The sequence below is a fragment of the Nonomuraea sp. H19 genome, from assembly GCF_052068215.1.
In the GTDB taxonomy this organism is placed as follows: domain Bacteria; phylum Actinomycetota; class Actinomycetes; order Streptosporangiales; family Streptosporangiaceae; genus Nonomuraea.
This window is the reverse complement of record NZ_JBQHCV010000004.1, coordinates 439,906-452,869: the sequence shown is the minus strand read 5'-3', so window position 1 is coordinate 452,869 and position 12,964 is coordinate 439,906. Positions and strand designations below refer to the sequence as shown.

Here is a 12,964-nt window from a genome sequence, read left to right as displayed (position 1 = left end):
ATCCGGATGTCATGACAATATGCCATAACCTGCGAAGGTAAACTCCGTATCTGGAGGTGCGTTGTACGATCTGATCACGATCGGCCGCAGCGGCGTCGACGTCTACCCGCTGCAGACCGGCGTCGGGCTGGCCGACGTCGAGACCTTCGGTAAGTTCCTCGGCGGCAGCCCGACCAACGTCGCCGTCGCGGCGGCGCGTCACGGGCTGCGCTCCGCCGTGATCACCGGCGTGGGAGCCGATCCCTTCGGCGCGTACGTGCGGCGGGCGATCCGCGAATTCGGCGTCGACGACGCCTACGTGACCACCTTCGAGGGTCCTGCGACACCCGTCACGTTCTGCGAGATCTTCCCTCCCGACCACTTCCCGATCTACTTCTACCGCGGCGAGCACCCGCCGGACCTGCGGCTCTCCCCCTCCATGCTGGACCTGGAAGCGATCGCGGACGCGCGCCTGTTCTGGTTCTCGCTGACCGGCCTCAGCCAGGAGCCCAGCGCCGCCGCGCACGCCGCCGCCCTGTCGGCGCGCAGGACCGGCTGGACGGTGTTCGACCTGGACTACCGGCCCACGTTGTGGGAGTCGCGCGAGGCGGCTCACGAGGCGGCACGGCGATCGCTGCCGTCCGCTGAGGTCGCGGTCGGGAACCTGGACGAGGTCGAGACCGCCGTCGGCGTGCGCGACCCGGCGGCCGCCGCGCAGGCGCTGCTGGATGCCGGGGTGAAAGTCGCGATCGTCAAAATGGGCCCTGAGGGTGTTTTCGCGCGTACCTCTGAGGAGAGCTGCTTGGTCAAGCCGGTGGAGGTCGAAGTGGTCAACGGGATCGGCGCGGGGGACGCGTTCGGTGGCGCCATCTGCCTGGGGCTGCTGAGCGGGTGGCCGCTGGAGCGCACGATCCGCTTCGCCAACGCGGCGGGCGCGTTCGTGGCCGCCCGCCTGGCCTGCGCCGACGCGATGCCCACGACTGCGGAGGTGGAAGCCCTGCTGAGCGGTCCCGAGAACGACGGGGTGCTTTCTTGAGCGACGTCACGCTGCCCACGAGCACCGGCTACGAGCGGCTCACCCACATCCGTGCCACCCGGCCCTGGGAGATCACCGAGGCCGCGGGCAGGCGGCGGCGGCGCGGCATGCCTGCCGAGGGCGAGCGACTGCTGATCATCGCCGCCGACCACCCGGCCCGCGGCGCCCTGGCCGTACGCGACCGGCCGCTGGCCATGGCCAGCCGCACCGACCTGCTCGACCGCCTCCGGACGGCGCTGTCCAGGCCCGGCGTGGACGGCATCCTGGCCTCCCCCGACGTGCTGGAGGACCTGCTCCTCCTCGGGGCGCTGGAGGGCAAGCTGGCCTTCGGCTCCATGAACCGGGGCGGCCTGCTGGGGTCGGTGTTCGAGCTGGACGACCGTTTCACCGGCTTCGACGCGACCTCGATCGACGAGATGCGCCTGGACGGCGGCAAGATGCTGTGCCGCATCGACCCGGGCGACCACGCGACCGTGGCCACCCTGGAGTCCTGCGCCCGCGCCGTCACGGACCTGGCCCGGCGGCGGCTGGTGGCCATGGTGGAGCCGTTCTGGTCGCTGCGTTCGGAGTCGGGGGTCCTGCGCAACGACCTGTCGCCCGAGGCCGTGATCCGCGCGATCAGCGTCGCCCAGGCGCTCGGTGTGACCTCGGCCTACACCTGGCTCAAGATCCCCGCCGTGGCGGAGATGGAGCGCGTGATGGCCGCCACCACGCTGCCCGCCCTGCTGCTCGGAGGCGACCCGCCGGACATCGACGCCGCCTACGCCGACTGGCACCGCGCGCTGAGCCTGCCCGGGGTGCGTGGTCTCGTCGTCGGGCGTGCCCTGCTCTACCCCCCGGACGACGACGTGGCGACCGCGGTGGACGGCGCCGCGGCCCTGGTACGAGAGGCCCGCGCATGACATACCTTCCGTACGGCAAGACCGCCAGCGGACCCTGGTCGGTCGAGATCACCCCGTCTCTGGCCGGATGGACCTACTCCGGCCTGCGGATCGTCGACTTGACGGACGCCCCGGTGTCGTTCGGCACCGGGGAGGAGGAAATGCTCGTCCTGCCGCTGGCAGGCTCCTGCACGGTCACGACCCCGGGCGAGACGTTCGAGCTGGCGGGTCGCGCCTCGGTGTTCGACGGGCCCTCCGATTTCGCATATATCCCGATCTCTACGCACGTGACCCTGAAGGGCGCCGGCCGGATCGCCTTGCCCTCGGCCCGCGTGACGCGCGCCCTGAGCCCCAGATACGTCGCCGCCGCCGAGGTCCCCGTCGAGATCCGCGGCGCCGGCCAGGCCAGCCGCCAGGTGAACAACTTCTGCGCCCCGGACGTCTTCGACTGCCACAAGCTCATGGCCGTGGAGGTCCTCACCCCGGCCGGCAACTGGTCCTCGTACCCGCCTCACAAGCACGACACCCCCAACCCGGGCGAGGCCGTCCTGGAGGAGATCTACTACTTCGAGGTCGCCGACCAGGGCCTCGGTTACCAGCGCGTCTACTCCTCCGAGCGCGGCCACATCGACACCCTGGCCGAGGTCTCCTCTGGCGATGTCGTCCTGGTCCCGTACGGCTACCACGGCCCCTCCATGGCCGCGCCCGGCTACGACCTCTACTACTTGAACGTCCTGGCAGGCCCCGCGGAGCAGCGCACGATGGCGTTCTGCGACGATCCCCGCCACGCCTGGATCCGCTCCTCCTGGGACGACCAGCTCATAGACCCGCGACTGCCGTTCGGGAGGACGCCATGACCCGGTTGACCGTCGCGCAGGCCGTCGTGCGCTTCCTGGCCTGCCAGTGGAGCGAACGCGACGGCGTGGAGCACAGGTTCTTCGGCGGCTGCACGGGCATCTTCGGCCACGGCAACGTCGCCGGCCTCGGCCAGGCGCTGGCCACCTCCGACGAGGACCTGCCCTACCACCTGAGCCGCAACGAGCAGGCCATGGTCCACACGGCCGCCGCCTACGCCCGGGCGAGCAACCGCCTGTCCACCCTGGCCTGCACCACCTCGATCGGCCCCGGCGCCACCAACATGATCACTGGCGCCGCGGGCGCGACCATCAACCGGCTGCCCGTGCTGCTGCTGCCCGGCGACATCTTCTCCACCCGCGTCGCGGGCCCGGTGCTGCAGGAGCTGGAGGACCAGCGCTCCTACGACATCTCGGTCAACGACTGCTTCAAGCCGGTCTCCCGCTACTGGGACCGGATCAACCGCCCGGAACAACTGCCGTCCGCGCTGCTGGCCGCCATGCGGGTGCTCACCGACCCGGCCGAGACCGGCGCGGTGACGCTGGCGCTGCCGCAGGACGTGCAGGCGGAGGCGTACGACTGGCCGGAGGAGCTGTTCGGCCGCCGCGTGTGGCACGTCCCCAGGCCGCGCCCCGAGCATTCGGCCCTGCGGCGGGCGGCCGGCCAGATCGGGACCGCGCGCCGCCCGCTGATCGTCGCCGGCGGCGGGGCGATCTACAGCGAGGCCACGGAGCAGCTGCGGATCTTCGCGGAGACGTACGGCGTCCCGGTGGCCGAGACGCAGGCCGGCAAGGGCGTGCTCCCCTACGGGCACCCGCTCGCGCTGGGCGCGATCGGCGCCACCGGCACCACGGCGGCCAACGCGCTGGCCCGCGAGGCCGACCTGGTCATCGGCATCGGCACCCGCTACAGCGACTTCACCACGGCATCAAGGACGATCTTCGCGCCCGACGCCGCGTTCGTGAACCTCAACATCACCGGCTTCGACGCCGCCAAGCTGTCGGGCCTGCAACTGGTCGCCGACGCCCGCGAGGGCCTGGCCGAGCTGACCGAGGCGTGCGCGGGCTGGGCCACGCCGCCCGCCTACCGCGACCGGGCCGTCGAGCTGACGCGGGCGTGGGACGCGGCCGTCGACGCGGCGTACGGGCTGGAGGGCACGCCGCTGTCGCAGGCCGCGGTGATCGGCGCCGTCAACGCGGCGGCGGGCGGCGATGGCGTGGTGGTGTGCGCGGCCGGGTCGATGCCCGGTGACCTGCACAAGCTCTGGCGGCCGAGCGGCCCTGGCAGCTACCACGTCGAGTACGGCTACTCGTGCATGGGCTACGAGATCGCGGGTGGGCTCGGCGTCAAGATGGCGGTCCCGGAGCGCGAGGTGTTCGTGCTGGTGGGCGACGGCTCGTACCTGATGATGGCGCAGGAGCTGGTCACGGCGGTCGCCGAAGGGATCAAGCTGATCGTCGTCCTGGTGGACAACTCCGGATTCGCCTCCATCGGCCGCCTGTCGGAAAGCGTGGGCGCGGACCGGCTCGGCACCTCCTACCGGCACCGCGACGGCGGCCCGCTGCCCGTCGACCTGGCCGCCAACGCGGCGAGCCTGGGCGCCTCCGTGCTGCGCCCCGAGTCGGTCGCCGACCTGCGCAAGGCGCTCGACACGGCGCGTTCGGCGACGGAGACCACGGTCATCTACGTCCGCACCGACCCCCTGGCCGACGACGCGCCCTCATCTGAGGCGTGGTGGGACGTGCCCGTGGCGCAGGTGGGGACGGCGGCGCGGGAGGCGTACGAGGCGAACAAGCGCTCCCAGCACCCGCACCTGGCCCCGCCCGGCTGACGCCGGCCGTCACGACAGGAGCTGGACACGAATTCGAGATCGCGGACTCGATAGGACGTCCAGACGGCCACATAGACATCAGTATGTGACGTATGCGATGGGTTACATTCGACTGTTTCGGAACTCTTGTCGACTGGCGGCACGGCATCCTCACCAGTGCCGATCTGATAGCGCCCGGTCAGGGGGCGCGGTTGCTGGAGGCGTACATCCGGCACGAGCAGGCGGTGCAAAGCGAGTCACCGGCACTCCGCTACCGCCACGTCCTGGCCGAGGCGCTGCGCAGGGCGTGCGCGGAGGAGAAAGTGGAGCTCAACGAGGACGACGCGGCGGTGCTGGCCGCGACGCTGCCGTACTGGCCGGTGTTCCCCGAGGTCGGGGCCGAGCTGTCGGCGCTGCGCGCGGCAGGCTGGAACCTGGCGCTGCTCACCAACTGCGACCGCGATCTCATCGCCGAGACGCGGCGGCGGCTGCCCGTGCCGTTCGACGCGGTCGTGACGTCGGAGGACGTGGGCGCGTACAAGCCGGACAACGCGCACTTCGCGACGTTCAAACGCGCGCACGAGCCGACGACCTGGGTGCACGTGGCGCAGAGCTACTTCCACGACATGGTCCCCGCGCACCGGCTGGGCATCCGCCGCGTGTGGATCAACCGGCGGGGCGAGCGACCCGAGGACGAGACGATCATCCAAACCGCCCTGCCCGACCTCCACGGGTTGCTCACCGTCGTTCAGGACGGCTGAACGCGCTGTTCCAGCACGTCCGCGATGCCCGCCAGGAAGGCGTCCACGTCCGCGATCAGGTAGCCGGACCTGAACAGCACGGTCGAGAACTTGGCCTCGCGCACGTCCTTGGCCCTCACCGGGAAGTCGGTCGTGCCGCGTAACGTGGCCACGATGCGGTCGAGGAAGGCGTCGATCTCGTCCTCGTTGTAGCCGGTGCCCATGCGGCCCGGGCGGAAGGCCACCCGTTCGACGCGGGCCGCCTGGGTCTCGAACCACTCCTCGCGCAGCAGTTCGCCGGTGGGCTCGGCCATGGCCAGCCGTACGGGCCGCTTGGCCTGGGTCTCCAGAGCCACCACGAACGCTTCGAGGGCGAAGTCGACCGCGGTCTCCAGGTAGCCGCCGCGTTTGGCGCGGAAGGTCGCATGGCGCACCTCGTCGGCGGTGACGGGGTCCAAGGTGTGCGGGCCCCTGCCCAAGGTCGATTCGATGCGCCCGATCAGGGCGTCGACTTCCACGGGGTCATAGCCTGAACGCATGCCCATGACGCGCGGAAAGCGGTTCAAGCTCACACTCCTCTTGTGATGTGCTGGGGGGTCACCCCATTGTGAGGCTCTTTATCCGGGCCACGCGACCCGAGATATACCGTTACCCCACCATGCGTCTGTCTCAAGTTTCCTTCCGCTACCGAAGGCGTGATCATTTCGTCATCCAGGATGCCGACGCCCGCCTCGCGCCCGGCGACGTGATCGAACTGACCGGGGTCAACGGCGCCGGCAAATCGACCCTGCTCCGCCTCCTGGCGGGGCTCGCCAGGCCGACGACGGGCACGATCACCGACCGTCCCGGGATCGTCGGGTACGCGCCCGACCGGTTCCCCACCGGCCAGCCGTTCACGGTCAGTGCCTACTTACGTCACATGTCTCGCGTACGCGGCGGCGCCCGCTGGGAGCCGTGGGCCGAGCGGCTCAACATGGGGCACCTCCTGGCGCTCCGGCTGGGCGAGCTGTCGAAGGGCAGCGCGCACAAGGTCGGCCTGGCCCAGGCGCTGATGGCCGAGCCGGGGCTGCTGATCCTGGACGAGCCGTTCGCCGGGCTCGACACCGACACGCGCGAGGCGCTGCCCTCGATCGCCACCGAGGTCGCGGCCAGGGGCGGCATCGTCATCGCCGGCGACCACCAGGGCGGCCTGCGTGCCTTACCCGGCATGCGCCACTGGTCGGTGGTCGACGGCCGGCTCAAGGAGAGCACGGCGGCCGTCGCGCACGACAAGGCCGCCGTCATCGGCCCTCGGGACGGCGCGGCCGGGCGCCCAGACGTGACCGTGGCGGTAACGATGCCCGCGGACGAGGTCCAGCGCTTCCTCGTCCGGATGCGCGACGAGGGCTACCAGGCCCGCGAGATCGAGGAGACCCGATGATCGCCCTGGCCGCTTTCCGCCTGACGGCCTACGTCCGCTCCCACCGCGTGTTCCAGGCGCTCCTCCTCGCCCTGGCCATGCTGGCGATCCTGTACGGCAGCCGGGCGCCGAGAGGCCAGGAGGCCGCCGTGCTGGCGGACGGCGCCGTACTGATCGTCCCCATCCTGGCCTGGGCCGCGAGAAGCCTCCTCGACACCGAGCCGGACCGGCAACGGGAGATGTCCGCGGTGACGGCGGGCGGCCGCGGCAGGGAGGTCACCGCCGGACTCGTGGCGGCGTTCGCGACCTGTGCCGCCTTCGCCGCGATCGGCCTGGCCGCGGCGCTCGCCCTCGGCCTGAGCGCCACCCCGAGGCCCGGCCTGCTCGCCGCGGCCGTCGTCATGCATGGCCTCGCCGCGCTGACCGGGACGGCGCTCGGCGCGCTCACCAGCCGGGCGATCCTGCCGTCCCCGGCCCTGTCGATCATGGGCTTGCTGATCGGCTTCCTGCTGATGCTGCTGCTGAGCGCCTCGCCGCTCTATTGGCTCACGGTCCCGCTCGTCGTCTGGATGCGCGCCGCGAACAACGGCGAGCTGCTCGACCGTCTCCCCGAACTCGCCGCCGTCTCCCTCGCCTGGTGCCTGGTCGCCCTCGCGTGGTACGTCTGGCGGCGCCTCAGAAGATGACCTATTCGGCCGCGGCGAGCTGCCCGCAGGCGCCGTCGATCTCGCGCCCGCGCGTGTCGCGTACGGTCACCGGAACGCCGTGGAACTGCAGCCGCCGGACGAACGCCCGCTCGTCCTCCGGCCGCGAGGCCGTCCACTTCGACCCCGGCGTCGGGTTGAGCGGGATCAGGTTGACGTGCACCAGTTTGTTCTTGACCAGCTTGCCCAGCAGGTCGGCCCGCCACTCCTGGTCGTTGATGTCCTTGATCAGGGCGTATTCGATCGAGACCCGCCGCTTGGTCTTCGCCGCGTACGCCCACGCGGCGTCGAGCACCTCCGACACCTTCCACCGCGTGTTGATCGGCACCAGCGTGTCGCGCAGCTCGTCGTCGGGCGCGTGCAGCGACAGCGCCAGCGTGACGGGCAGCCCCTCGTCGGCGAGCTTGCCGATGGCGGGCACCAGGCCGACGGTGGAGACCGTGACGCCGCGCGCGGAGATGCCCAGCCCATCCGGCGCGGGCTCCACCAGGCGGCGGACCGCGCCGATCACCTGCTTGTAGTTGGCCAGCGGCTCGCCCATGCCCATGAACACGACGTTGCTGACCCGCGCCGGACCACCGGGCACGTCGCCGGCCGCCAGCGCCCGAGCCCCGGCCACGACCTGCTCGACGATCTCCGCGGTGGACATGTTGCGGGTCAGTCCCGCCTGCCCGGTGGCGCAGAACGGGCAGTTCATGCCGCAGCCGGCCTGCGACGACACGCACATCGTGACCCGGTCGGGGTAGCGCATGAGCACCGACTCGACCAGCGCGCCGTCGAACAGCCGCCACAGCGTCTTGCGGGTGGTGCCGCCGTCGGTGGCCAGCTCCCTGACCGGGGTGAGCAGCGTGGGCAGCAGCGCGGCGAGCTTGTCACGGGACGCGGCGGGCAGGTCCGTCATGGCCGCGACGTCGGTGGTGAGGCGCTCGAAGTAGTGGCGGGAGAGCTGGTCGGCGCGGAAGGCCTTCTCGCCCAGCTCGGTCACCGCGGCCCGCCGGTCGGCCATCGGCAGGTCGGCCAGGTGCCGGGCGGGCTTGGCCCGCCGCGGCGCGACGAAGGTGAGCTGACCTGGTGGCTGGGACACGTCATTGCCTTTGCTTGAGTGGTTGTCGACCAGGGTAGTGAACGTTCAGATCGGAGGTGGAATTCCTGTCACGGTTCGGCTCGCGGCACGGTATCCGCCGGATCTACAGTGCTCTCGTATGGCGATTTTTCGGTCGGCATCTGGCGAGGGTGGCGCCGAGGTCGTTCTCGCCGCCGGTAATCCGTATGGCAGCCGGACGCTCGTCGTCGAGCGGGACGAGGACTCCTCGGTAGCTTACCTGTGCTCGCCCGACGGCACGGTTCACGGCGCCGTCTGGCTGGCCAACCACCGCCCCGCCCCCGCCGTGGTGGACCTGGCCAGGATCAACGCGGGCCTGCCGCCGCTGATGCCCAGGCACAACACGCTGCACCCGGACGGCCGCAGGCCGCTCGGCCAGCTCAGCGCCCTGTGGTTCGAGGAGGGCGACGGGGTCGCTCTCTACGAGGACGACGACCTGCTGGCGGTCATCCCCGGCTGGGCCGACATGAGCAGGGGCATGCCCGGTTACGCGTGCGAGGCGGTGGGCGAGTCGCCGTTCGCGTGGGCGCTCTCGGAGGCGCTCGAAGGGCTGCGGCCCCGTATCTCCAACGCCAGGTCCTACTGGCGCTGGCGGCACGGTGAGGGCTCCTGGCCGTCGTTCCAGCAGTTCGTCATGAGCCATCTGGACGGGGTGCTGGGTCCCGCGGGCAGATACTGGGACGCCAGCGGCGAGCGGCTGCCGACCGTCGGGATCACCGAGCGTCCGCCGCACCACAAGCGCGGCTTCACGGTGCTGTCCACGGTCGGGATGAGCTGCCAGCGCATGCCGACGGTGGAGCAGTGGATCGACAAGCCGGGCGCGTACGCGAGGATCGAACTGGCCGTGGCCACCCGAGAGGATCCGCGGGACGCGGCGCTGCTGCTGGTGTGGCTGTCGCAATATCCGTGGCACTCGGTCACGTGGCTCGGCCACGGGCACACGGCCAAGTGGTATCACGAGCCGTCGACGTTCCCGCTGGGGTCGCAGTATTCGGGGGTCCTGATGCAGGCCGACGCCCCCCACATGCCCGACATGTCAGGATTCGCGTTTGGCGGTGAGGCCGTACGGTGGCTCTGGCTGACCCCCGTCACGGAAGAAGCTCTAGAGGCGCAACATCCCTAGAAGAACAGCGTCATCAGCACCCAGATCGGCACCAGCGTCGTCACCAGCGAGTCCAGCCGGTCCATCAGGCCGCCGTGGCCGGGCAGGATCGAGCCGAGGTCCTTGATGCCGAGATCCCGCTTGATCATCGACTCGATGAGATCGCCGACGGTCGCCAGCAGCGCGGCCAGCGCCCCGATCAACGCTCCCTGCCAGATCTCGCCGCCGAGCAGCCACGTCACCAGCCACGCCCCGACCGCCATGCACGCGACGAGCGACCCGGCGAACCCCTCCCAGGTCTTCTTCGGACTGATGGCGGTCATCTGGTGCCTGCCGAACAGCACGCCCGCGACGTACCCGCCGATGTCGCTGGCCACGGTCACCGCTAGGAAGATCACCACTCGGTGGTCGCCGTCGCCGGCCCGCAGCAGCAAGGGCACGAACGCCGCCAGCATCACGGGATAGAACAGCGTGAAGACCGACGCCGAGGCGTCGCGCACGTAACCGTCCGTGCCATCGCTGAACATCCGCCAGATCAGCAGCACCAACGCGAACACGGCGAACGTGGCGAGCAACCAGACCGCCCCGGCCCAGTACGCTGCCGCCTGCATCGCCACGAGACCCGCGAGCACGGGTGCGGCGGGCACCTTGATGTCGCGGGTGGCGAATGCCTTGGTCAGCTCCAGCACGCCGACGCCCACGGCGCCCACGATCACCAGGAGGAACAACTCCTTGATCGTGTAGAGTGAGCCGAGCGCGAGCGCGCCCAGTCCCGCGCCGACGGCGATCGCGGCAGGCAGGTTCCTTCCGGTACGGCCGCCGCCGCTCGGACTGCTGCTAGCCGTACGTTCTTCCACTGAATTTCTCCATAAGCCACGGCCCTCGCCACGAGGACGAGGGCCGCAGTCCAAGACTCGCTACCTGCGGCGGCCCGCTGAACGCGATCCGCCGCGCGGCGAGCCGCTCAGACCTCGAGCAGCTCGGCTTCCTTGTGCTTGAGCAGCTCGTCGATCTTGGCGACGTGCTTCTGAGTGAGGTCGTCGAGCTCCTTCTCGGCCCGCCTGACCTCGTCCTCGCCCGCGTCGCCGTCCTTGATCATCTTGTCGAGCGTCTCTTTGGCCGAGCGGCGGATGTTCCGGATGGACACCTTGGCGTGCTCGCCCTTGGTCCTGGCGACCTTGATGTATTCCTTGCGGCGGTCCTCGGACAGCTCAGGGAACGTCACGCGGATCACCTGGCCGTCGTCGGTCGGGTTGACGCCGAGGTCGGAATCGCGGATGGCCTTCTCGATCGCGCCCATGGAACTCTTGTCGTAGGGCTGGATGAGCACCATGCGAGCCTCGGGCACGTGGAACGACGCCAGCTGCTGGATCGGCGTCGGCGTGCCGTAATACTCGGCATTGATCTTGTTGAACATCGAGGGGGTGACCCGGCCCGTCCGGATGGTCGCGAAGTCCTCCTTCGCGACCGAGACGGCCTTGTCCATCTTTTCCTCGGCTTCGAGGAGGGTTTCGTCGATCACAGCGGCTCCCTGTCGTCTTCTAGCTGGCGGTGTCGGGCTCGCTCCCTCATTTGCCTGCGGGACTCACCAGCGTGCCGATTTTCTCACCGCGTACCGCTCGCAGGATGTTGCCCTCGCCCATGAGGTCGAAGACCACGATCGGCAGATCGTTGTCCTTGCACAGGCTGATCGCGGTGGCGTCCATGACCGCGAGGTCGCGCAGCAGCACCTCGCCGTAGTCGAGGTGGTCGAACCTGACCGCGTCCGGGTTCTTCCGCGGGTCGGAGTCGTAGATGCCGTCCACCTGCGTGCCCTTGAGCAGCGCCTCGGCGCCGATCTCCAGGGCCCGCTGGGAGGCCGCGGTGTCGGTGGAGAAGAACGGCGAGCCGAGTCCCGCGCCGAAGATGACCACGCGCCCCTTTTCGAGGTGCCTGATCGCGCGGCGCGGCAGGAACGGCTCGGCCACCTGCTGCATGGTGATGGCGGTCTGCACGCGTGTCTCGACGCCCCGCCGTTCGAGGAAGTCCTGCAGGGCCAGGCAGTTGATGACCGTGCCCAGCATGCCCATGTAGTCGGCCCTGGCCCGGTCGATGCCGCCCGCCGACAGGGTGGCGCCGCGGAACATGTTGCCTCCGCCGACCACGACCGCGACCTGCACGCCTTCCCGGACCGCCTCGGCGATCGAATCGGCCAAGTGATCGACGATCCTCGGGTCAATGCCCAGCGGCTCGCTGCCGGCGAACGCCTCGCCCGACAGCTTCAGCATGACCCGCTTCCACCTCAGGTGGTTGCGCGAATTCGGAGATGAGGAAGCCGCCGTCCGTGTGGCTTCTTGGGCTGGCTCCCGGTGGTCCTGCACGGCGGCGGCCTCCTTCGTTCGGTGGATCGTTTGGGCTGGTGGCTCGCCTCAGCCTAAGCCTGGCCGACCTTGAAGCGGACAAAGGCGAGGACCTCGACGCCGTTCTCCTCAGCGTACTTGCCCACGCTCTTCTTGTTGTCCTTGACGAAGGCCTGCTGGAGCAGCGTGAAGTCCTTGTACCAGCCGTTGACGCGGCCCTCGACGATCTTGGCGATCGCGGCCTCGGGCTTGCCCTCCTCGCGGGTCATCTCCTCGAAGAGCTTGCGCTCCTTGTCGACGACCTCGGCAGGGACGGAGTCGGCCTTGAGGTACTGCGGGGCCATGGCGGCAGCGTGCTGCGCGATGTCCTTGGCGACCTCGGCGTTCGGCTTGTCGAGCTGGACCAGCACGCCGACCGCGGGCGGCAGCGCCGGGTCGGTCTTGTGCATGTAGGAGCCGATGTAGCCGCCCTCGAGCACCGTGAAGCGGCGGATCTCGATCTTCTCGCCAAGCGCGGCGTTGGCCAGGTCGAGGTGCTCCTTGACGGCCTTGCCGTCGAAGGAGGACTCCAGCAGCGAGGCCACGTCGGCCGGCTTGGTCTCCAGGATGTGCGCGACGACCTGACCGGCCAGTTCCTGGAAGCGCTCGCCCTTCGCCACGAAGTCGGTCTCGCAGTTGAGCTCCAGCAGCGCGGCGGCGGAGTCGCCGTCCTGCTTGAGCGCGACGAGGCCGTTGGAGGCGGTGCGGGCCTCACGCTTGCCCACGTCCTTGGCGCCCTTGAGGCGCAGCAGCTCGATGGCGCGGTCGAAGTCGCCCTCCGACTCCTCGAGCGCCTTCTTGCAGTCCATCATGCCGGCCGCGGTGATCTCGCGAAGCCGCTTGACGTCGGCCATGTTCACGGAAGCCATTGCTCTTTTTCCTTGTGGGATTTCGTCGTCTTCGTGGATCGGGTGGGGACCGGAGATCCGGTCGCCCACCCTTGGTCGGTACGGCAGGCGCGTGCCGTACAGGAGCCTT

General features: G+C 70.0%; 14 protein-coding genes. 8 read left to right on the top strand and 6 right to left on the bottom strand.

Annotated elements, in window-relative coordinates:
- Window positions 1–61: 61 nt before the first annotated feature.
- From iolC to ACTMTI_RS11465, 5 genes are all read left to right on the top strand, one after another.
- Window positions 62–1,015 carry a 5-dehydro-2-deoxygluconokinase gene (gene iolC / locus ACTMTI_RS11485; protein ID WP_441120233.1) on the top strand — a complete coding sequence of 318 codons (954 nt, stop codon included), beginning with the start codon at window positions 62–64 and terminating at the stop codon, window positions 1,013–1,015.
- On the top strand, window positions 1,012–1,917 hold the full coding sequence (locus tag ACTMTI_RS11480) for a Cgl0159 family (beta/alpha)8-fold protein (protein WP_441120232.1): 906 nt from the start codon (window positions 1,012–1,014) through the stop codon (window positions 1,915–1,917). Before iolC ends, ACTMTI_RS11480 begins: the two co-directional genes overlap by 4 nt.
- A complete protein-coding gene (gene iolB, locus ACTMTI_RS11475; protein ID WP_441120231.1) occupies window positions 1,914–2,753 on the top strand; it encodes a 5-deoxy-glucuronate isomerase in 840 nt (279 codons plus the stop codon). Before ACTMTI_RS11480 ends, iolB begins: the two co-directional genes overlap by 4 nt.
- Window positions 2,750–4,582, top strand: coding sequence for a 3D-(3,5/4)-trihydroxycyclohexane-1,2-dione acylhydrolase (decyclizing) (gene iolD / locus ACTMTI_RS11470; RefSeq protein ID WP_441120230.1), 1,833 nt, complete (start codon window positions 2,750–2,752; stop codon window positions 4,580–4,582). The genes iolB and iolD overlap by 4 nt, the downstream gene beginning before the upstream one ends.
- Before the next feature lie 92 nt (window positions 4,583–4,674).
- Window positions 4,675–5,322: an HAD-IA family hydrolase gene (locus ACTMTI_RS11465; RefSeq protein WP_441120229.1), complete on the top strand. Its 648-nt coding sequence runs from the start codon at window positions 4,675–4,677 to the stop codon at window positions 5,320–5,322.
- Here ACTMTI_RS11465 and ACTMTI_RS11460 read toward each other — a convergent pair.
- Window positions 5,310–5,867: a DivIVA domain-containing protein gene (locus ACTMTI_RS11460; protein WP_441120228.1), complete on the bottom strand. Its 558-nt coding sequence runs from the start codon at window positions 5,865–5,867 to the stop codon at window positions 5,310–5,312. The genes ACTMTI_RS11465 and ACTMTI_RS11460 overlap by 13 nt on opposite strands.
- Window positions 5,868–5,959: 92 nt before the next feature.
- Between ACTMTI_RS11460 and ACTMTI_RS11455 the strand changes: the two genes are divergently transcribed.
- Window positions 5,960–6,721: an ABC transporter ATP-binding protein gene (locus ACTMTI_RS11455; RefSeq protein WP_441120227.1), complete on the top strand. Its 762-nt coding sequence runs from the start codon at window positions 5,960–5,962 to the stop codon at window positions 6,719–6,721.
- Window positions 6,718–7,386 carry a hypothetical protein gene (locus ACTMTI_RS11450; RefSeq protein WP_441120226.1) on the top strand — a complete coding sequence of 223 codons (669 nt, stop codon included), beginning with the start codon at window positions 6,718–6,720 and terminating at the stop codon, window positions 7,384–7,386. Before ACTMTI_RS11455 ends, ACTMTI_RS11450 begins: the two co-directional genes overlap by 4 nt.
- 1 nt (window position 7,387) lies before the next feature.
- On the opposite strand, the gene rlmN is transcribed toward ACTMTI_RS11450, so the two are convergent.
- A complete protein-coding gene (rlmN, locus tag ACTMTI_RS11445; RefSeq protein WP_441120225.1) occupies window positions 7,388–8,488 on the bottom strand; it encodes a 23S rRNA (adenine(2503)-C(2))-methyltransferase RlmN in 1,101 nt (366 codons plus the stop codon).
- A gap of 118 nt (window positions 8,489–8,606) precedes the next feature.
- Between rlmN and ACTMTI_RS11440 the strand changes: the two genes are divergently transcribed.
- Entirely contained in the window at window positions 8,607–9,629 is a 1,023-nt protein-coding gene (locus ACTMTI_RS11440; protein WP_441120224.1) for a suppressor of fused domain protein, read from the top strand.
- Here the strand turns inward: ACTMTI_RS11440 and ACTMTI_RS11435 are convergent.
- The 4 genes from ACTMTI_RS11435 to tsf all read right to left on the bottom strand — a co-directional run bounded on the left by ACTMTI_RS11435 (window position 9,626) and on the right by tsf (window position 12,855).
- Window positions 9,626–10,465 (bottom strand): phosphatidate cytidylyltransferase, encoded by an 840-nt coding sequence (locus ACTMTI_RS11435; protein ID WP_441120223.1) that lies wholly within the window; start codon window positions 10,463–10,465, stop codon window positions 9,626–9,628. The two genes, ACTMTI_RS11440 and ACTMTI_RS11435, sit on opposite strands and share 4 nt — an antisense overlap.
- A gap of 107 nt (window positions 10,466–10,572) precedes the next feature.
- On the bottom strand, window positions 10,573–11,130 hold the full coding sequence (gene frr / locus ACTMTI_RS11430; RefSeq protein ID WP_441120222.1) for a ribosome recycling factor: 558 nt from the start codon (window positions 11,128–11,130) through the stop codon (window positions 10,573–10,575).
- Between the two features lie 46 nt (window positions 11,131–11,176).
- Window positions 11,177–11,875 carry a UMP kinase gene (pyrH, locus tag ACTMTI_RS11425; RefSeq protein ID WP_441120221.1) on the bottom strand — a complete coding sequence of 233 codons (699 nt, stop codon included), beginning with the start codon at window positions 11,873–11,875 and terminating at the stop codon, window positions 11,177–11,179.
- A gap of 146 nt (window positions 11,876–12,021) precedes the next feature.
- On the bottom strand, window positions 12,022–12,855 hold the full coding sequence (gene tsf, locus ACTMTI_RS11420; protein ID WP_441120220.1) for a translation elongation factor Ts: 834 nt from the start codon (window positions 12,853–12,855) through the stop codon (window positions 12,022–12,024).
- Window positions 12,856–12,964: the final 109 nt, after the last annotated feature.

What these genes read in the sequence shown, in the direction of transcription:
- iolB (WP_441120231.1), top strand. Translation starts at nt 1,914, where the DNA reads ATGACATACCTTCCGTACGGCAAGACCGCCAGCGGACCCTGGTCGGTC.
- iolD (WP_441120230.1), top strand. Translation starts at nt 2,750, where the DNA reads ATGACCCGGTTGACCGTCGCGCAGGCCGTCGTGCGCTTCCTGGCCTGC.
- ACTMTI_RS11465 (WP_441120229.1), top strand. Translation starts at nt 4,675, where the DNA reads ATGCGATGGGTTACATTCGACTGTTTCGGAACTCTTGTCGACTGGCGG.
- ACTMTI_RS11455 (WP_441120227.1), top strand. Translation starts at nt 5,960, where the DNA reads ATGCGTCTGTCTCAAGTTTCCTTCCGCTACCGAAGGCGTGATCATTTC.
- ACTMTI_RS11450 (WP_441120226.1), top strand. Translation starts at nt 6,718, where the DNA reads ATGATCGCCCTGGCCGCTTTCCGCCTGACGGCCTACGTCCGCTCCCAC.
- ACTMTI_RS11440 (WP_441120224.1), top strand. Translation starts at nt 8,607, where the DNA reads ATGGCGATTTTTCGGTCGGCATCTGGCGAGGGTGGCGCCGAGGTCGTT.
- pyrH (WP_441120221.1), bottom strand. Translation starts at nt 11,875, where the DNA reads ATGCTGAAGCTGTCGGGCGAGGCGTTCGCCGGCAGCGAGCCGCTGGGC.
- tsf (WP_441120220.1), bottom strand. Translation starts at nt 12,855, where the DNA reads ATGGCTTCCGTGAACATGGCCGACGTCAAGCGGCTTCGCGAGATCACC.